General features: G+C 38.0%; 19 protein-coding genes. 5 read left to right on the top strand and 14 right to left on the bottom strand.

Translation table 11 applies throughout. The features are described 5' to 3' along the window. Positions 1 to 706 precede the first annotated feature (706 nt). From efp to CAL6303_RS15200, 3 genes are all read left to right on the top strand, one after another. Positions 707 to 1,264 carry an elongation factor P gene (gene efp, locus CAL6303_RS15210; RefSeq protein WP_015198698.1) on the top strand — a complete coding sequence of 186 codons (558 nt, stop codon included), beginning with the start codon at positions 707 to 709 and terminating at the stop codon, positions 1,262 to 1,264. A 300-nt stretch (positions 1,265 to 1,564) separates the two neighbouring features. Then, positions 1,565 to 2,146 carry an acetyl-CoA carboxylase biotin carboxyl carrier protein gene (accB, locus tag CAL6303_RS15205; protein WP_041740625.1) on the top strand — a complete coding sequence of 194 codons (582 nt, stop codon included), beginning with the start codon at positions 1,565 to 1,567 and terminating at the stop codon, positions 2,144 to 2,146. Between the two features lie 456 nt (positions 2,147 to 2,602). Then, on the top strand, positions 2,603 to 2,947 hold the full coding sequence (locus CAL6303_RS15200; protein ID WP_015198696.1) for an ArsR/SmtB family transcription factor: 345 nt from the start codon (positions 2,603 to 2,605) through the stop codon (positions 2,945 to 2,947). Between the two features lie 27 nt (positions 2,948 to 2,974). Here CAL6303_RS15200 and CAL6303_RS15195 read toward each other — a convergent pair whose 3' ends face one another. Next, entirely contained in the window at positions 2,975 to 3,589 is a 615-nt protein-coding gene (locus tag CAL6303_RS15195) for a GerMN domain-containing protein (protein WP_015198695.1), read from the bottom strand. Between the two features lie 61 nt (positions 3,590 to 3,650). Then, entirely contained in the window at positions 3,651 to 4,460 is an 810-nt protein-coding gene (locus tag CAL6303_RS15190; RefSeq protein WP_015198694.1) for a DUF2993 domain-containing protein, read from the bottom strand. A gap of 325 nt (positions 4,461 to 4,785) precedes the next feature. On the opposite strand from CAL6303_RS15190, the gene CAL6303_RS15185 reads away from it, so the two are divergent. Further along, positions 4,786 to 6,300 carry a tetratricopeptide repeat protein gene (locus tag CAL6303_RS15185; protein WP_015198693.1) on the top strand — a complete coding sequence of 505 codons (1,515 nt, stop codon included), beginning with the start codon at positions 4,786 to 4,788 and terminating at the stop codon, positions 6,298 to 6,300. 113 nt (positions 6,301 to 6,413) lie between these two features. Here CAL6303_RS15185 and CAL6303_RS15180 read toward each other — a convergent pair whose 3' ends face one another. The 11 genes from CAL6303_RS15180 to CAL6303_RS15130 form a co-directional block, all read right to left on the bottom strand. After that, the gene (locus CAL6303_RS15180; RefSeq protein WP_015198692.1) at positions 6,414 to 7,025 is read right to left on the bottom strand and encodes a hypothetical protein; all 612 of its coding nucleotides are present in this window, start codon (positions 7,023 to 7,025) and stop codon (positions 6,414 to 6,416) included. Positions 7,026 to 7,063: 38 nt separating this feature from the next. Beyond that, a complete protein-coding gene (locus CAL6303_RS15175) occupies positions 7,064 to 8,698 on the bottom strand; it encodes a TrbI/VirB10 family protein (protein ID WP_015198691.1) in 1,635 nt (544 codons plus the stop codon). Positions 8,699 to 8,773: 75 nt separating this feature from the next. Beyond that, positions 8,774 to 9,436 carry a hypothetical protein gene (locus CAL6303_RS15170; protein WP_015198690.1) on the bottom strand — a complete coding sequence of 221 codons (663 nt, stop codon included), beginning with the start codon at positions 9,434 to 9,436 and terminating at the stop codon, positions 8,774 to 8,776. A 26-nt stretch (positions 9,437 to 9,462) separates the two neighbouring features. Next, complete coding sequence (locus tag CAL6303_RS15165; protein WP_015198689.1) at positions 9,463 to 10,284, bottom strand: hypothetical protein; 822 nt, start codon at positions 10,282 to 10,284, stop codon at positions 9,463 to 9,465. A 54-nt stretch (positions 10,285 to 10,338) separates the two neighbouring features. After that, positions 10,339 to 11,388, bottom strand: a complete 1,050-nt coding sequence (locus CAL6303_RS15160; protein WP_015198688.1) for a hypothetical protein — start codon at positions 11,386 to 11,388, stop codon at positions 10,339 to 10,341. 53 nt (positions 11,389 to 11,441) lie between these two features. Next, the gene (locus CAL6303_RS15155; protein WP_015198687.1) at positions 11,442 to 12,236 is read right to left on the bottom strand and encodes a hypothetical protein; all 795 of its coding nucleotides are present in this window, start codon (positions 12,234 to 12,236) and stop codon (positions 11,442 to 11,444) included. Positions 12,237 to 12,290: 54 nt separating this feature from the next. Further along, entirely contained in the window at positions 12,291 to 15,038 is a 2,748-nt protein-coding gene (locus tag CAL6303_RS15150; protein WP_015198686.1) for a hypothetical protein, read from the bottom strand. Continuing rightward, on the bottom strand, positions 14,995 to 15,363 hold the full coding sequence (locus CAL6303_RS15145) for a hypothetical protein (RefSeq protein ID WP_015198685.1): 369 nt from the start codon (positions 15,361 to 15,363) through the stop codon (positions 14,995 to 14,997). Before CAL6303_RS15145 ends, CAL6303_RS15150 begins: the two co-directional genes overlap by 44 nt. Positions 15,364 to 15,452: 89 nt before the next feature. Further along, on the bottom strand, positions 15,453 to 16,046 hold the full coding sequence (locus tag CAL6303_RS15140) for a hypothetical protein (protein ID WP_015198684.1): 594 nt from the start codon (positions 16,044 to 16,046) through the stop codon (positions 15,453 to 15,455). A gap of 123 nt (positions 16,047 to 16,169) precedes the next feature. Next, on the bottom strand, positions 16,170 to 16,430 hold the full coding sequence (locus CAL6303_RS15135; RefSeq protein WP_041739637.1) for a hypothetical protein: 261 nt from the start codon (positions 16,428 to 16,430) through the stop codon (positions 16,170 to 16,172). A 324-nt stretch (positions 16,431 to 16,754) separates the two neighbouring features. Next, on the bottom strand, positions 16,755 to 17,294 hold the full coding sequence (locus tag CAL6303_RS15130) for a WcaF family extracellular polysaccharide biosynthesis acetyltransferase (protein WP_015198683.1): 540 nt from the start codon (positions 17,292 to 17,294) through the stop codon (positions 16,755 to 16,757). Here CAL6303_RS15130 and CAL6303_RS15125 point away from each other — a divergent pair. After that, a complete protein-coding gene (locus CAL6303_RS15125) occupies positions 17,293 to 19,101 on the top strand; it encodes a hypothetical protein (RefSeq protein WP_041739634.1) in 1,809 nt (602 codons plus the stop codon). The two genes, CAL6303_RS15130 and CAL6303_RS15125, sit on opposite strands and share 2 nt — an antisense overlap. Before the next feature lie 118 nt (positions 19,102 to 19,219). On the opposite strand, the gene CAL6303_RS15120 is transcribed toward CAL6303_RS15125, so the two are convergent. Beyond that, positions 19,220 to 19,999, bottom strand: a complete 780-nt coding sequence (locus CAL6303_RS15120) for a glycosyltransferase family 2 protein (RefSeq protein ID WP_015198681.1) — start codon at positions 19,997 to 19,999, stop codon at positions 19,220 to 19,222. Between the last annotated feature and the right edge of the window lie 211 nt (positions 20,000 to 20,210).

The following is a 20,210-nucleotide window of genomic DNA, read 5'->3' as shown; positions in this document are numbered from 1 at the left end:
CTGATAGTGATAGAGAGGCTAATAGCGTCCGCTGAACATGACCATTAAAACCCGTCCGAAAATTAAATTCCCGAAAAGATGGAATATAAAGCTTAATTTTTACCAACCCTAATATTTGCCATATATAGCTTGTGGGGATTCCATCGCATAATAAATCATGTGTAAGCCCAAAATTAGAAAATCCTATTTTTTGTCTCTAAACTATCATCAACTATCTCAAACCCTTATTGCTACGTTGAGCTAAGACATATAAGCAATCTTTAAAACCCTTGTACAGACTGGGTTATAAATTTACTGACGTGTCTAATTTAAAACCATACGCGAACGACTTACGTCGCGCAAGCTTCGCATTAATAGGCTTTTGTGTGAATATGCGATCGCCTATTCTAATCGCACAAGATATTTCAAGATCAATTTATCAGCTTTATTCAGTCAAATTGCTTGCAATAATTTATACATTAAGTTTTTTGATCTGAAATAATCGAATTCTTGATTATTTATTTAACTGCCAAAATTGAACAAATATTTGAACAGAATCAGTTATTATTGGTCTACCATTAGCTCTGGGCTGATTCCAACTGGCTTTTTTGTACCTGTTAATGGTCATTTCTATGGGTAAAAATCACCAATCAACCATGATGAATGACTAATTACCGCCCTTGAAGGGTACAATAAATGCCGATTGTCTTCAACATTTGAAAGCTTCATGATTTCCAGTAACGACTTTCGCCCTGGTGTTTCGATTGTATTAGATGGCTCTGTATGGCGGGTAATAGAATTCCTCCATGTCAAGCCAGGTAAAGGTGCAGCATTTGTGCGGACAAAGCTGAAAAACGCCCAAACTGGTGGTGTGATGGAAAAAACCTTCCGTGCAGGTGAAACTGTACCCCAGGCAAACCTTGAGAAAAGCACGATGCAACATACCTATAAAGAAGGTGATGAATACGTCTTTATGGATATGGAGAGCTACGAAGAGGGTAGATTAACCGCTGCCCAAATAGGCGATCGCGTTAAATATCTAAAGGAAGGGATGGAAGTTAACGTTATTCGCTGGAACGAACAGGTGATGGATGTAGAATTACCTAACTCAGTTGTTCTAGAAATAACCCAAACTGATCCTGGCGTTAAAGGTGATACCGCTACAGGTGGTAGCAAACCAGCAACCTTGGAAACAGGGGCGATGGTAATGGTACCGTTATTTATTACTCAAGGGGAGCGAATCCGTATCGATACCCGTGATGATAAATATATGGGCAGGGAATAAGTAAGAGCGAAAATTCGGCATCAATTTCGATTTCCATGCCCAGCAGGAAAACATCTTGCCCGCTTAATATTCTTTTTTACCGAAAGGTTTATCTAAATCCTGTAGATACGGTAGATACTGCCTAAAGGGTCAATTCGGTGGTTTCCGTAAGTATGCCTACTTACAGAAATCACTACGTACCTACCGTTAAGTACGGTTACTGAACAAAACTAAGTAAATCCTTGGTGCCTTAGATCACAATTTTTGGCACCAAATCTGCCTGTGGAAATCTCTCACCGATCGCATGAGGTAATGTCAACTGTGCCATTGGACTTTAATGAAATTCGTCAATTACTAGTAACTATTGCCCAAACAGATATTGCAGAAGTAACGCTCAAAAGCGATGACTTGGAAATCTCTGTTCGTAAAACTAGCAGTGTTACTCACCCAGCTATCGCTGTAGTGCAAGGGGGCAAAGATAGTTCGGGATTAATTTTAAACAACACACCCACTACACCCCAGGTTGAGCAGACGACGCTAATTGGGGCTACACCCCATCCTGTTGTCAGTTTAGTATCAACACCTGGAGGACAGGGATTAAACCCTGGTAATGCATTTGCAGGGGGGCAATCAGGAAACCCTCCATCTGCAATGGATTCAAAATTGGTAGAGGTTACTTCCCCAATGGTGGGAACATTTTACCGTGCCCCTGCACCTGGAGAAGCACCATTTATTGAAATTGGTGGACGTATCCGTAAAGGTGATGCAGTCTGTATTATCGAAGCCATGAAATTAATGAACGAAATTGAGGCTGAAGTATCAGGTCAAGTCATGGAAATTTTGGTGCAGAATGGGGAACCTGTAGAATATGGTCAACCTTTGATGCGAGTTAATCCTGGCTAGTTAATCCTGGCTCAAATATGCTGAAATTCGCTTTCGGTTGCATACTGTGTATTCTTGCGTAATTACTTAGACGGCATACAGGGAGCGAATTTAGTACCATAAATTTTTATAATCATCCTTAACAAATATTTAAAAATAAGGATGATTTATGCTGTCAAGCTGAAATTTGCGCTGTCAAGTAGGATCCCAACCATGAATCATATATAACCAAAAAGTGGTAATATTCTAGACGCTGTTGCTTGAGTGCAACATCAACATAAATAATTACTCATAGTGTTTCCCAAAAGTGCCAAATGTGAGGGATTTGAGTTGGTTTGCTAATCCAACACAGGTTTCCACAAACTAAATCAATAGTACAAATATCTATTTTTTTTAGAAACTATTGATTTTTTTAACTGAACATTGAATTTTTAGATTTTACGATTTTACATTTAAGTCTCGCGGGTCAAAGTAGTGATGAAACAAATGTTGTCTGTACCACCAGAGGTTGTACAACAAGTAGCGGAATACTTCAGCTTACTGAGTGAACCAATGCGTTTGCGACTTTTACATCTCCTCCGAGATGATGAAAAGTGCGTGCAAGAATTAGTGGAGGCAACACAAACGTCTCAGGCAAATGTTTCCAAACACCTGAAAGTAATGTGGCAAGCTGGAATTCTTAGCCGTCGTAGTGAAGGGACTTGTGCATACTACCGAGTGGAAGATGCAATGATTTTTGAGCTTTGTAATCAGGTATGCGATCGCATTGCCACTAGACTAGAACAACAAGCACGCAATTTCCGTGTTTTAAACCCCAAGTAGTCCCAATTTACACATCTAAAGATGGACTTAAAGTTGATAGTTCTTTGCAAAGCTAGCGCGAGTCAGCGGTTGTTCTAACTCTAAACCTTCTCCACCCAACACATCCACCTGCTTACCATTAATTGCAATATAAACTTTAGATTCAGGATTTAAAGTACTTGCAGTATATACAACTTGTCCTACACGTCCAGCCATTGAAGCACTACCACCTCCACTGGCAAACTGTTCTGATAAATTCACCCTAACAGTATCTTTTTCAACTTTTACTCCCAAAACCTTCGTCCCTGAAGGAATCACACTACTGGTATCACCATCGTTTTTAGCCGTTAGCAGGCTATTAAAGATAGCTGCCAGAAATTCGTCGGGTTTCTCACTAGATGCTGCAACCTTGACTGGCAAAGGAACTAATACAAAGTTTTTACCATTATCCCTGAGCAAATAAATATTTGCTACTTGCTCATTTGCCGGATTTTGCTTGTTTTGGTTCCCACTGCCAGGTGATCGTGTGATATTGGGTGTTGATGGGGTTTGTACATTATTGCTAGTATATAGAGCAACGCCTCCACCTACAGCCACAACCGCAGCAGATAGCGCTGCAATCACACCTGAAGAGATCCGATTATTTTTTTCCTGTTCTCTCATTTTAATTACCTTTGTGGGGTTGATATCTTAGATCTTCTACAAAATCGAATCGCTATCGAGTCTATAATCTGATAGCTTCTAAAATTTTAGATGATGGCTCAATCCTGAAAAAGCTAGCCACTTCCAATGTGTTTTCTTTTATATTTAATTGCAGTATTCGCACTATTAAACCATTTGTTTCCAGGTTTGCTAAGTCGAAGCGTCGATTTAGGTTACTTACTATAGCATCTATAAGTTGAATTGGAACTGCCTCCTGATTCACTTTTATTAATGGATTTACAAGCTGAAATTGTCTACCACCAATCACATTGATTCCTGTTTCCACCACCAGATGCAATCCTTGCTTTTTACCTACCTCCCGTATTTCTACTTGTATGTTTAATCGCTGATTTGTTAAAAATTTTACTTGTAAGTTATGAAGCTGGTATATGGGGCGAGAACCCATATTATCGGCATTGATGGAAACTATGTTTAACTTACTTAGCAACCCCAGAAATTCCGGAGATTGTAAAATTTTATTAATATCGGTTTCGTTCAAAACTAAGCGTAAACCTGCTTGTAAAGGTTGCTTAAGCTTTGCGCGTTTTTTTCCACGGCTATGAATATCAAGTTCAATTGCATCTGTTTCTAACTCTAAAGCGGCGATGCGAATATCTCTACGCTTTAATTGTAACGAACGTCCAGCAATTCTGACTCGATTGATTTTCCCCTGTATTAGCTGATACGTTGGGGCATTATCTATACGTACTTGCAATTCCTCAGCCTTAGCAAACTGGGAGCGGATTCTATTGGTGACAGTTTGATCAATTACTATCCCTACGGGAATAATCAAACCTAGTAGGCTTGACAAAAATATAGTGAAAAATTCCATTATTTACAACTAGTCACGCAAAATATAAATTTATTGCTGGAGCAAGCAGAAACAAATATTAAACTAAAATCTTTTTTTGCTACCAGTAGTAAATTTAGCTTTACAAATTACAATTCCACTATTTGGGGATATATAGGTTATTTTGGGAATACAACCCCTATATCTGAGAAAAAGATAATTATTAATTATATTAATAGCTACATCCAATGAATAATATTTACTTAAATTTCTCAAATTTTGTTTATTTTTATCCTGTAATTTGCTCTAAATAAGTGTAAATACTCGAATAAAGTAGTATAACTTTTATCCTTTAGATCGGCTAAATATGTTCAGCAATAATTTAGGAGGTAATAATGATGATGATCACAGTGCCAAAGATTTTTATCAAAAAGCCGTAGTTATATACGAGCAAGAAGGCAAATTAGATCAAGTAGCTAATGCCTATAGTCAGCTAGGGATAATAGCACAGAAGCAAAAACAGTATGAAAAAGCGAAGTTTTATTATCAAAAATCTTTGACAATCTTGGTAGATTCTGGAAATATGCAGCAAGCTGCAACAGTTTATTACCAATTAGGTCAATTATCCGAACAGCAAAATAGATTTGATGAAGCAATAAGTTTTTACCACAAATCTGAAACTATTTTTACAGACTCAGGAAATGCAAATGCAGTTGCTGACAGCTATTGGGGAATAGCTAATATTTACTTAATTCAGTACAAGTTTCAAGATGCAAGTAACTATTATCAAAAAGCACTGGGAATATTTATTAATAATCAAGATATTTATAAGTCAGCTTTTATTTATCATCAACTTGGCTTAGTTGCCCAACAAGCAAATTGGTTTGAAGAGGCAAAAGAATATTATCATAAAGCTTTAGAAATCCGTCAAAATATTAATGATTCTGTAAATGCAGCGAGTGATTGTGGTCAGTTGGGTTTAGTTTATAGACAATTGCGACGATTTAATGAATCTATTAATTATTTTAAAACAGCACTGCAAATTTATGAGGCTGCTCAAGATTTACCGAATCAGGCAAAGATTTACCACAATCTGGGTATAATAGCTCACGATCAAAGACATTTGCATGAAGCCCAAGAATTTTATCATCACGCTTTAAAAATCAAAGAAAAAATAGGTGATTCCCATGGAACTGCTTGTCAATGCCACAATTTAGGAATTGTTTTCCAAGAATTAGGCGAATATAAACAAGCAAGATCGTTTTTTCAAAAAGCTTTAGAAATTAAAGAAAGCTTATTTGATTTTCAAGGTTGCGCTCGTGAATATCATCATTTAGGGACAATTGCCCAGTTAGAAAAAAAGCCAGATTTAGCATCTAGTTATTATTATAAAGCTTTGAGTATTTACCAACATGCTGGAAATATTTCTTCTATAGGAGATGAATATCATCATCTGGGTATTTTGGCGTATGAATGTCAAGATTGGCAGCGGTCAAAAGATTTTTTTCAGGAAGCTTTAAATATTTATGAGAGTACTGGAGATATAAATAATGCTGCTGATGGATATTATCAACTTGGTTTATTAGCTTTACAACAAAGAGAATTTGAAGAGGCAATGAATCAGTTGTTAAAAGCATTAACTATATTTTTAGAAAGAGAAGATGCACATAAACTTCAATTTTGTATCAAGCAGTTAGGTAGACTTTTATCTGAGGTGGGAGAGAAAAAGTTTGATCGTCTGTGGTATGGAATTAATTCTTGTGAGTATCCTCCTGCTTTGTGGGAATTAATTAGAGAATCTGCAAGTTTACAATATCAATGTCAACCTTTGAATTATTGGCAAAGAATTCGTAATCAAATATCACGTTTTTTTGGCTGGTGATCTAAATAATACTGCATACAGCGTTTATCGCTTTAGTGAGTTACAAAATAACACCTCAGCACTATCTGCTTTACCATGGAGTCTACTTGACATCACTTCCAGCAGCTATGAGTTTATTGATTTGGAGCTTTTTTAGGAAATTCACAGATAGGTTTACTCGCATCTGGGGAAGGGGGATCTGCAAAGATTGCCAATGTACTGTATTCCGGACTTCCTTGATTATAAATGACCCGAAAAGCGTATAGTTTTGTTTTTCCTTGAGCTTCGGTGACAACTGTTAGAAGTGTGTTTTTAGTATTAGGTAATCCTGGAATATTTAGTTTGGGAATACGTCTTAGTTGGATAACGCGGGCGGCTGAATTTTGGCAATCTCCTTGGTTAATGTTACGATCTTGACCAAATTGCATACACATTGGACCGTCAAAATCAATGGTTACTTGGGAAGGATCATTTAACCAAACTTTTTTGATTGTTTCTCCAGCTTGAATGAAACTCAAATTTGTCCCCTGTTGGTACCAAATATCAATAGTTGGTGTTACCCCTCCTAAGCCTTGGGCTTGGCAAGAAAATATCGATCGGAGGACGGCATTATTGGCAACTGCTTTACCAATAAATAAGGTAATTAGAGTTGCTATGATGAGGGAAGGTAGAAAAAATAGATGATTTCTAGATGATTTTTTGGGAAAATTTCCAGATGTTTTGAGTTTATTTAGCAGTAGTATCATGTTAATTTAAATACTTTTGTATCTGATACATAAACAAGTTAGAACTGCATGGATTGATTAATATAGATTTCAACTTCTTTACCAGCAGGTAAAAACCAAATATTACTTTTTTGTGATAGTTGGGAAATAGCTTGTTGATTGCGTTGGGCAATTTGGGGAACTACGGTATTCATTCCCCCTTCTAAAACCCCAGCTAGGACATTTCGCTTGGGATTTGAGTTAGTAATGATGGTACCACCAATAACATTTGGGGCTGGGCTGATTTGAGAATCTGCGCGATTGTATAATTCTGCGGCTTTACCTAAACCTCCTAGGACGAATAATCCGGCATCCATCCAAGCAATTGATCCTCCTCGATTGGGATATTGGTTGGCAATTAGGGGTCTACCTTTGGAAGCGCGAAGAATCATAGAATTTGGCGGTAAGCTTTTTTCGATGGGGTTATTGTCGTTTTGCAGGATAATTTTGGTGACATTTAATTGCACCAAACCTTGTTCGGAGATGGAACGAACTTCTGCTAATAACTCAGTTTTGGCTGGTAATGCGATCGCGTTGTCGATAGACTTAAGTGGTTGCTTCAAACGCACAACAAATACTGTACTATCAGCATCGTCTTTGTCTTTATTACCTGAACGAGTGGTTTCCCCAAATATTGCGGTTGCTAATACTCCTTTGACGCTAGTACCTACTGCTACGTATTTTGACCCCTGGGATTGGTTTTGACTAACTGCCGAAGTTGGTGTTTCGGGTGGTGGTGTTTGGTTGGGTGGGTTATTGGTGGGTTGTGTGGCTGTTTCAGGATTATTTACAGGTGTGGAATTTGTCGGATTAACACTTCGATTATCGCTCACAGCAACCTGACCATAACTACCTAATTTTGATAGTTTCATCCATTCCTGAAGAGGATCTGGAGTCGCTTGGGGGGTGATTTGGGCTATTGGTGCGGTAGCGGGAATGCTTGTTTGGGAAGACGAGAGTGGGGGGGAAAGTCTAGATTCTACAGTTGTCTGAGGTTTGGGTGTATCAGATACCGATTGCTGAGGAAGGTCACGGATTATATTGACAGAATTCGGAATATATGCTGTTTGAATGGGTTGTCTTTGGTTAGGTACTCTGACCCGATTAATATTGTTTCTTGGAGAAGCTTGAGAATCTGCAACTAATGTGCTTTGAGTTGGATTTACCTGGGGATTTCGTAATTTTTGTTGTGCTGCTTTGAGGGTTTCTGCTTGTTCTGTTAAAGCTAATTTAGTTTTTAGAGTCTCTATTTCTGATGCTAAATTTTGGGGACGGGTAGAAGGTGTTGCTTGGGGTTGAGATGGAGATAAAGCATTGTTGTTATTTGTTTTTTTGTTTCCTAAACCCATTAATTGTGACAAAAATACTCCGGCAACTAGCATCATTGTCAAAGTTGCTGCACTTACTAAAGCAAGTTTTGCAAAGGGATTTTCTGAGAGGGATTGTTTTGTTTGTAGTTGTTGTGGTTGGGAAAAAGAGTCGGAGGAGGTTGATTCTTCTAGCTGTTCTTCTGGAATTATTACTGAATTATTTGTTGGTTGATTTTCTTCTAAACCAACCAACTTTGCCATCCTAGATTCCCAATCTGGTGCGTCCAGTTCACTGGATTTGATGAAATTTAGGGGATTTCTGGGAGAAATTGAAGATTCGTACATAAATTTTTCTGGTGTTAATAGGTAATTTATTTTAGATAATGGAAGTTTCTGTTTTGATTGGGAGTTATTTGGATTTTATGAACAGTTTTGATCTTTGATTTCACAAATATTAGATATTTTTAATCTTGCTTCTCCCACACGATAAGCTGCTAAATTTAGAGGTATTGGTAGATTTGGTAATGAAGTTGTGGGTTGATCAACTGCTGTAACTAAAATTTGTTTATTAAAGGGAGTTGATCTGCCTAATTTATCAGAATTTGTAAAAATAATTTGATTTGCGGTCATTTCTACTTTCCATTTTCCTTCGGCAATTCTTGTTGGTTCAGAAATCTGCTGAATGATTAATACGTTTTCGGTTCCTTTGCTTAAATCTTCCGTTGGACTAATTTGTGATTGTAATTTTGTTTGCAATTCGTTTGCAACTAAATCGGAGGTAATTTCCCAAACTATTTTTGGTTGCTGTTGTTGTGACCAATTTAACATTAGGGTCATCGTCTCTCCAACGAAGCGTCTAATTGTTTCTGGATGTCGTTCTAAATCGGCTTTGGGGTCTACTGTGATTGCACGTCCGTCGATGAGTTGCACTAAGCTTTGAGGTGTTAATCTTTGCTTGAATTGCTCTAACATTGACCAGTGAAATGTCAATACCAAAAGGGCAAATAGGTGTAAACCAAATGTTGCCACTGCAAATAAGGGTAAGATGCTACTTTTTTTATTTTCAGATTTCAGTATTTGCATTGATTACCATTGACTTTGTGATCAATTTACTTAATAAAGCTATCAGTTCTTTTGCCACCGCAGACTTTGAATTTATCCTGGTTGAGATTATTATATTCATCAATTAAGCATAAATTCCGAATTTCATAAATTTCTAATTTATCGGCACGGACGCTATAAATGGCTTTTTGGATATCGGTACTAATATTGGATTGGGGATAGGGGAAATAATCTACTGATCTAATAAGTAAATCTTTATTAAAGGGGGTAACAATAGTTTGATTATTTGATAGTTTCTTCTGTACTATATCAGCTACCATTCCCACTCGCCATTGACCTGAGTTAGTTTTTTCGGGGGGGTAAATTCGTTTAATTACTAATTGTCCGTTAATTGCTTGGCTGGGATTATTGTAAAATACGTCTTGTGGTGTGATTTCGGCGATTTTGCTAAGGAAACCTTTGCGAAAGTCTTCTGCTAAAGCAAAACTAGCAATCCAGCTTGTGGTGGTAATTTTTTGACTACCACCTTGGGAGGTAGGAATCAAAATTCCGGGGTCTGGTTTGGGTTTAGAAATATCTTCGATGGATTGGGGTGGTAATTTTCCAGACCAGTTAAACATCGATGTCATGGTTTTGCTGACAAATTGACGAATGACTTCTGGTTCTCTTGACAAATTGTCGGTAATACCTACGTTTTTGCCGTCAATAAGTTGGACGAAATTAGGAGGTTTCTGAAGACTTAGTTGACGGATGGTCAGACCTTGAAATATCAGTAAAACTAGAGTTAGTAGGTGTAAACCAAAAGTAGCGATCGCAAAAAGGGTTAAGATACTTTTGGTGCGTTGTTTTTTCTCCAGTAGCCTCGTCATTGTCCTACCTCTGTAGTTTATTCTACCGTGCGTTTACGCCGGTGATGATGTAAGTCACACCCGTTCCTTTACCCATGAAGCTGTATTACTAATAGCATTGAACACTGCAAACCCCCCTAAAGCAGCTACAAGTAGAGATATACTTGGTGCTAAGATTCCTAAAAAAATCATAAACCACATCAAATCTGGATCTGTACTTGCATCCTGTCCTGGTCCGTTGACGATTACTGCTGATGTTAACATGGCAACTATATTAAAGGAAATTTTTGAGATTCCTATAGCTACAAATCCAGTTAACCAAGCAAAAATTGGCTTACCAGCAACAGGTAATAAAGAACCCCCCACAGCAAGGGGACCCAGGGTTGCTATCAGTAACATAGTGACTTCAATGAGGTTTTGAAAGGCATATTGCAGTGATACTAAAAAACTTTTAATAATTGTTTGTACGGTTGTTCCTAATAACGAGTTAAAAGAGCTTTCTGAGACGTTACCAGTATTATAGGCAATTTGATTAACTTTGTTTTCTAGCCGATCAATCCAAGCTTGACTACCATACAAATTTCGATATTCCTGCCAGAGAAGGGTAATTTTTTCACTCCCTCTGACAAAGCATTGACTTTGTTGTTCTCCAGTGAGTGATTGACAGGGGCGCAACACAGACCCGGCGATATCCTCGGCTATACTCATATTTAAAGCCTGCTGATAGACTTTATCAGCATCAGTTGTTGTGATTATTTCTTGATTGACTGTATTTAAAAAATTCCTGACTCCTAATGTTAGACTAGATAACATACTTCCACTGCCAGAATTTGCTAATAAGGCTACCACAATTAGGGGCCAAATTAAATCGGAAATTGGACGGGAATACTCACTATTAATTACATCTTTTAGCCATTGCAACATAAAAAACAGTAAAGTTCCAACAGCAAAGAATATTCCTAGGTTTGTTAATGCTCCATACAAATTATTGGTAATATTATTTTGTAATAGATCTAACCATTGTTTATCCCATCCTTCGCTAATACTTCTAGCTGTTGTTGCTCCATTACCGAGAACATCATCAATGCCAACTTGAGATATTAAGATGGGAATAATTAGTTTCATTATTAATTATGATATTTCAGATAGTTTTAGTAAAATAAAATTATTTTTTATGACTAATTATCATCGCTTCTCCCAAACAAATCTATTTGGGAAGTAGTTCTTAATAACCTTGCCGCTTCTGCTGAGTTATCAACTCTTCTTGCTCGGTTTGTTTCCTCCATTTGCTGTGATAAACTTGATAAATTCAAGTTCGCATATTGTAAAAACTGGTTTCCTTGGATAGTTTGGGCAAGATTTTCACCGATAATTTTCGATTGATTTTGCTGGATTTTAATTTGTTTTAATTGGAATATTGATTGATTTAGTAAGCTGGATAAAATTCCTGCCCCCGCAATATCTCCCTTACCTATAAGTTCTTGAACTTTTGATGTAACGTCACTTTCAAAGTTGCTGTAATTATCCTCTGATTCTTTAGTAAAAGCATCTATATTTCTAAGTTCTCTTTCAGTGTTTTGAAGTTTGACCTTTGCCCTAATTTGACCATTCCTACCTAAATAACTGGCAATTGAACCACGAATAATATAGCGGTTCATATCATTGCCAACTGAGTAAGAATTTAGTAAAGGATTACCTTCAAAATTACCAGATATCGAATTGATAAATATATCACTACTAATTATTTCGTTAGCAAAAATCGGATTTGGAATATTTAATTCACCTGTCGCTGATGTGACTGCACCTTGAGTCTGAATTTCCAAGGGTCTAAAATCACTAAGATTATTGCGTAGGTAGTTTTGTAAATCCACCGAGTAGGATTGAAAATCAGACCAAACTTTACCTAATTGGGCTGTAGCTGGTAAAATTATCGCACTAGACAAAGCAACAGCCAAAAAAATAGTTTTACGCATAATTCCTCAAATTAGATAATTAGATAATTAAATACTTAAAACTTAAATACTTCATCAACTTCCTCGCAAAGAAGCAACTAACTGACGGGCAAACGTGGAAACTGCCTCATATTTATCTTGATATTCTTGCATAATTTTACTCCTTGCAGTTTGCTCATTAGGATTATTTGCCACTACAGCTAATTGTTCGTAACCTGGATAATAGCGGCAAAATGTATAAGTCCCATTATTATCTAATAACCATTGACTATAAATTCCCTCCTTGCGGGGAAAAAAGTTTTCTGAAGCATTGCGAGAGATAATTTCACGGGGATATTTCAAAATATCGATAAAACTATCAATAGCTACTGGTTGAATTCTTCCTACCAAACGTGTACTTAAGTTTTGTAAAATTTTCGATGCTGATCTCGATTTAGCGATGGTATCGGGGTCTTGTGCTGATAAAATTACCCTAATTCCCGCTTTGGCTCCGTTGGCACAAATTCGACCAACTAAATCAGCAATTTGGTCAAATTCAAAGAGAATAGGAGCCTCATCGATAAAAAATATGGAAGCGGGACTACTGAGTGCGCGACGTAATGCGGCAGAATAGGCACTCAGGGAGAGGACTGCGGCATCTTCGCTATCTGAAAGGTTTCGGAGAGCAAAAACCAAAAGTTGGGCATCGCTGGGAAAGCTAGAAGGTGCTGAAATAGCTTGTCCAACCCGACTAGATAGCCAAAACCGCAGACGCAGTTGAATTTGGCTTAAGGCATCTTCCACCCTACCGCTAATGGATTCAATTTGCAGGTGTTCTGGGGAACAAAAGGAGAGGAAATCCTTGAGAGTTGGGGTTTTTTCCCAATCGTCACTACCAAAACCCCCAGCGATGGAAACGCGATATCTTTCTTGAATTCCAGCATCAGCAAAGAAGGCAGTTAGCGCCAAGTTTAACAGCGATCGCACTGTCTGTGAAAGTAGCTGATTTTCGTTGGAGGAACCCAAAACCATGGTGATGAGGGCTGACTCTAAAAAGGCTGTATAATCGAGAGTGCGATCGCGTTGTTGTTCGGGATCTAATGAACGTAAGTCGGGTTGCTCAAATAGATTATTGGATTGTTTGGAAATATCGAAGTATGCGCCGTTCTTTTCCATAAACTGCGTATAGTCGGTGAACGTAGATGTGCCATCAGGTTTCGGGAAATCTAAGGCAACTACAGGGATACCATGCGCTAAAGCTTGGGTTAAAATTCCCGATACTAATACCGATTTTCCGGCGCGGGTAGTAGCAAATAATGCCAGATTTTTATGTTCGTGGAATAAATCTATATGTACAGGTGTTCCCCCTTCTTCAGCTATTAATTCAAACCCATGACGATCACCACCTTTTGTTAATACTAAAGGCATTAATCCCGGAACTTCACTAGTTAAATACAATTGCCGCCGATTAAAGGGTTTTGCTAATAGTCCCTCCCAAACAATTGGTAATGATTGTAGCCAAATTTTCCAAGCATATTCAGTTTCCCTAATTACCTGTGCAGGACGTTGAAAACAGTTTTCAATATATCTTGTGGCTTCATCCAGTTTATCTAAGGTGGGACGGTGAACAAATATGGCAATTCCCGCATATATAGGAACTGCCCCTTCATACAATTGTTCCTGTGCAGCTACAGATTTTCTTAACTTCAATTGGGCATTAACATCAATAGTACGGCTTTTTTCTTGAGCCATCATTGCCGTCATATTCGACTGTTTTAAAACCCGTTGTAAAGTAGTTCTAACTATAGCTGGATTTGCCGCAGTTAGTTGACAAAATACTTCTGTATCTACAACTGTTTCCCTTGCCAAAAGTTCCCACAAATACCGTAGTTGAGTAGATTTATTCTGCCAACCTCCCGGCTTTTCTAAAAACGTCATGGCACCAATATACTTATTATTCACATGTACCCAACGCCGATCTGCACAGGGAACATCAGACTCCATTAATAAAGTCGTACTATGAATATTATCAACAAGCAATTTGGTACTAGCTAAATCTGAATTAACTTCCTCATGTAATCCATCTTCATCTAAAGTCAACAACTGCGGAATATCAATGGGAGAACTTTGATTTAACCTGCGCCAAACTTCTCCCCAAAGATCCTCCGCACTCAAAGGGTTTATATCCAATGCCATTTGATTTGAAAGGATTTGTTCCCACCGACAAAAGCCTTGCTGATAGGCGTTAGAAATCATTGCTTCCAGGCGTTGATTTTCCATTTCTGCCATCTCGCCTTTAAATCTCAACCACCACAATTCAGCTTTTCCTAATAGCTTCTCAACCCAATCATTACTATTATTAGAACTAGTTTCTACGGTATATGTGACATAAATTCTTAAAAACTTAGGTTTGCGAATTCCCAAATTTGTTAATTCTTTAGTTCTTGCCCTTTCTGCCATCAACAGATACTTAATATCATTCGATGAGGCAGTTTTAATTAATGAAGTGAGTTCCTGCTGCCTTAGCGTATCCGAACTAAAGGAACCCAAATGAAAAGTAATTTTCTCATCCCCAGGAATATCCTTCAAACCAGCTTCAATATTACTGAGAATTTGGTCAATTTGGTCAGTTCTTAAAGTGGTGTGAATTCCCCGACATTCAAAACCAAAAACAAAGCAAAATTTATCTTTCTGATTCCCCTTAGTCAATAGATAAGCACCAATATCCCGCCCATTTAAAGCCACACGTAGCATTGTTGCCAAGTGCAAAGCATCTTCAAAAGGTGTTAATCTAGTTTTACTATCTGCGATATTGACGCTTTGTTTTCCGATTTTTTGCTTCATGGTTAACTTCCAAGATGCTTTGATAACGTGCAAAGCCCCTTGTCCAAGTGGGAACACCAATAAATTTACTCAAAAAGCGCCAGCTTCTGCCACCCGTTAATATCCACCAAGTTGCCATTCCCCAAGCAGTAATCAAGATCATCCATAACCACTTTTGGAAGTCATCAGAGAAAAATCCGCCAAAGACTCCATTTATAATAAAATAGGAAGCTAAAGCAATAACTGTCCAAGGAAGAATCTGATCGGCAGGGATTGGTCCTAGTGAAGGTTGACTTCCTAAAATTTGGTTAACGGGACGAAAATCTTTATCCTGATCTTGAGTCATAATAAACGACTTTGAGATTTTGGCTTTAGTTTCCTGATTTATTTATAGCTTAACTACAGTAGCTAAATTTAATCTAAATCGATTATTCTCTACTTGCCGCCATTGCCAATAATAAACCCGGTGAGAACATCAGCGATAGTGACAGCTATAATGACAAGCAAAGGAATTCTGGCTACACTTTGCCAATCATCATCTTGGCGAACTGCATTAATTATTCCTACAAGAGAAATAGCAATATAAAGTAAATAAATTGCCCGTAATACATTAAATATTAAACTAATCGCACCTTGGGGACTATTGTTACTATTAGCACCCTGAGTTAAGGTTTTATTAAAAAAGTCTTCTGCCCCCTTAAAAAACTGTGCTTGTGCAGGGGATGCAAAATAATCTAACCAGAAGCAACTTAGAAGAAGTGCCGCTGCTAGTACTTGAAACAGAATACGCGAACGACTTACGTCGCGCAAGCTTCGCGTTGACAATTGAACCTGTTGTCCTACTTGCTGAATGACTATTGTCACTAAACTACCAACAATCAAACAGAATAAGAGAACAGGACTTTTGAGGCTAATGACACTCAGCAAGACTGCACAAGCTATCAAAAACGGTACAGATTCAATTAGGCGTAAATGTAAGTGTTTTATCACTGAGATCACTTTTGTGGATATTGGGAACGCGCTAATCATTAAAGTATTAAAAATAACTCCTCACAGAGATTTTATCTCAGGATATATTCTACTACAAAACGTATTATATGAGTAGATAATAACTGAGTTGTATCAAAATTTATAGGCTGTTATCTGATTTTGCTAATCTTGTAGTACCGTTCCTTCGTTAGTGCGATCGCAGTTGAAAGCATCACCCTCTATAGTGGAACTAGCAACACCAATTCTGCGAAATAACTTGACTAAAGTATTATGTTGTGCTTCATCTAAAGCTGGAAACTTCACAGCAGATATTTGAGATGCTTGATTAGGGTTAGTAGGAGTAGTTAACTTCATCGGGAACCATCGTCCCGTGGCATCTGCACGGAAACAGGCAACATATAAAGCACCCTTTCGATTAGGCATAGCTATCTTTCTTTCCCTATAGAATTTACATTCTCAAATTAATTAAGCTGTGGAAACTCTTAACTTTTTTAAGCAAACTGTAGGCAATTTAAACTGGCACCATTACTTGTTCATCCTGAATACTGCAAAACAAAGATGATCTCAGTAGTTGAATTGGTATCAAAATAACTCTGAGACAGAATCAATTTATTTTGCCAACATTAAGCTTAATTAATCTAATTGTTAACGCAGTATTATTTACCCCCTTAGTTGTATAAATATCTGATGTTTTGCAGGTATCTAAGCGGTTAATATCATAGTTTTACTATCCTAAGTCGTATTAATTCACAGTTTGCGTCGCTTCATCGCTTGTGCTGGATTACCCGCGTAAATCATCATTGGTTCCAAAGAATGCACAGCAACTGATCCCAAACTCAAAACAGCACCTTCACCAATCGTCACTCCCGGACCAATTACTGATTTTGCCGCAATCCAACTGCTTTTCTGGATGTAAATGGGAGCCACTTTTAAGTTAAAATCTGGATGACTCCAATCATGATTACCAGTACACAAATAAACACCTTGAGATAAACAAACATTGCTTTCGATGGTGACATGTGCCAGATTATCAATCCAAGCATCTTCCCCAATCCAAACACAATCACCCACACTTAAACGCCAAGGAAATTTGATCCTTACTCCTGGCTTGATTCTGACTTTTTCACCAATTGTTGCGCCAAAACACCGAAGTACTGCAACTTTAACGTCAGATACGGGTATCCAGTAACTCACTACGAGGGGAGAACCAACAAAATACCAGAGAACTTGCTTCCAGTATGCTGCACCTGGGGTATAGGTACCGGGAGTATATTGATCTAAGCGCATGGTAAAAATAATTTCAAAAATTAATGACAATATGCTCAAATTTTCTATGAAGCTTTTTAATAACATCCTGACAGTAATTTCTTTTCCTACTGTTTTTTTGTGTGCTACTTTCTTGATTACTCTCCCAGGCAACGGATTGCAAATAGCCTCTTTTGCTATCACACTCAAAGACACTAACAGTCCCTCTATTCAGGGTAATGGTCTCAAGAAATTTATTGCCAATGTAAAATCAGCACAGGCAACAATAACTCCAATTATCAATGAGCAATCCACTCCATTGGATCATCTCAAGGCTGCACCTCGCCCCGTCTTTAAGAAAAGCCACACACTGCTACCTTTAACTCAAGGACACTGTGGATTATCCAGAGAAACTTATATTGAGTTGTCTGATCATTGGGGATATGCACTTCCAATTGATAAAAATAATTTGTCAGATGTTGCCAAAGCTAAACCTGGACATTACCGTACTACAGTGGGAATGGGAGTACAAAAATTTTTTGATAATTATGATGAAAGCAACACAGACTTTCCTAAGCTTCCATCAAGCACGTGGCTGCGTGACAAAAATGGAAAAATCATCCTAGTTAACGGGCGAGCAATTGTCAGCCCCAGCGCGCCAGATGAGACTTTCCAAATTATCGGTGATTTTTTTGGTCAACAGTTTGCTCAATTGGAGACGGCTGTTGGACAGTCAATAGACATAATTACAAACCAAGGTGAATCAGGGTTGTGGATTCTTGGTGATGATGGTCCTCGCTATATGGAACAAGATCCTACAGTACTAGCTAAGTACAATGAGTCTAATACAGGCTCATGGAATGGTTTCGTATCTTATAATAAGGCTCGACAGGAAAGAGTTTTGAAGGAGTCATTATTCAAGAGCCTCCGATCTCGCCCAATATATTCGTGGTATCAGGAGTCCTACGGTCCTGAACGCGGTCGATGGGGTAATTGGTGGTCATGGATGCTCCTCTACGATTATTTTCTGGAAAAATATGGCTATGGGAAACCTTTAGTTTCTGATTATCCCGCACCGGAAATGTATTACAAGCTTCATAACTCTGGTTGGACTGGAGTCAACTACAATTCTATGGTGCCAGATGACGCTTTAACAAAAGCACTGAACGATGTATCTGGAACAATTTCTATGGGACAGAAATTTACTTACCCTTGGGTAAATATGGGTTGGGAGGATAATGGATCAATCTCCGAGCCGGATCGCTTCATGGGCATGATGAAGACTTATTATACAGCTGGGGCTATCGGTGTTTCAGGGCAATATTTCCAATGCAGCGGACCAATTTGGGATGCACTTATTAAGAATAAACCTGTTGCTACAAAAACTCCTACACTAATTCAGCAATTATCAATACTAGGTCATGTACATGGTTTATTCTCACATCTAGAAGGGTACTTACGTAATGGAGACCTTTTAGCAGGTTCAAATCAGCATACCTATTCTGGTAAAAACGGAGTTAAGGTACTGCCTGCCATGGAATTCATTGCTGAAGGTGAGACAAAAAAAGAACCAGGTCTATACGGACTTATTACAATACCTACGGCTCGCGTCCTTGCACGCAAAATGATTGGTGAAGATCGCTGGTTAGTTACTACTTGGGCAAATGTGGGTGAAGACCGAGATATTCGGGTAAAAATTGATAACAGATTGGGTTCCCTGACTTTACGTGCAAGAAAGGCAGGTTCAGTATATGTCGTAAAACTGATCAATGGACTGACCCAAATCACCCTTGTGGATACAGATCCTATGAACCCGACAAAAAACTTACCTGCTAACAGCAGTTTATAACTCACACTGTGCGCTTCAATCTGAACTTTTTTGATTACGGCAATTTTAATCTATTTGAAGCATGCATAAATATCAAAACCTTTTCTAGAGGTTCCAGCGGAACATCTCTACGCGTCGTCTATTTACCTGAAAATTCCCGTAATAGTTCAGCTTCGATCAAACGAATTGCAAGAATAATTTCTGCCAGTACACGTTGGAAGGCATAGTACCAACCGTGCCAACCGTCGAGAATGCCACCTTTAAGAATTAGGCAGTAGAAAAGCACCACAAAAGGGGCAATAATTTTTTGTTTGCGAATGCGATCGCTTAAACTTAGTTTACTTATTGAAGTTTCTAATAACATTTTTGTTTCAATAACTAAGTAGCGATCTTGCGCCCACAACCAGCGAGTTAAAGATTTGCGATCATCATGGAAAATATAGCTCGAAAGCATTGTAGATTTCCCTTTAACTTCTAGAAGCTGGGTATGTCCATCATCAATATAAATCGATTTGTCTTTTCTAAATAGAACCTGACGCGGGGGTAATATAGTACCTCGAAGAGGTCTACCAAAAACGCAATATTTGAATCTGGCAAAATAACCATCTACATTTGTATCTTGAGGCAATATTTTTAATTCAGCTATCAACTCATCTGAAATAGTGTAATCCGCGTCTAGAGAAAGCACCCACTCAGAAGTGGCTTGTTCTATCCCGTAATTCCACTGTGTTGCATGAGTATCAAATTTGCGTTTAAATACTTTCACCTGGGGGTAGGATGCCAGGATATCTAGGGTTTCATCGGTACTATAGCTATCAATCACAACAATTTGCTTTGCCCAAGCGAGTTTTTGAAGGGTACGTCCAATATTGGGTGCTTCATTATAGGTGAGGATGATAGGGGTAATTTTCTCTAACATTGATCAGAAATTCGGGATGATTTGGCTGAATTTATCATGAAAATTTAAGTGCTTTAATGCTCGAATTCTAAAATTTGCAATTCCGAAATAGTAAGGAAATAAATAGCTTTTTTAGGTGTTATTATACCATTTCACAAAATGCCTAATAAAATGACTAATCATTGCGTTGCAGGGAAACAACACATCTAATTATATGAGACGTGATATAGCC

The sequence above is a fragment of the Calothrix sp. PCC 6303 genome, from assembly GCF_000317435.1.
Classification (GTDB): Bacteria; Cyanobacteriota; Cyanobacteriia; order Cyanobacteriales; family Nostocaceae; genus PCC-6303.
The sequence above is the reverse complement of the archived record's forward strand: the minus strand, read 5'-3'. Positions and strand labels throughout refer to the sequence as shown.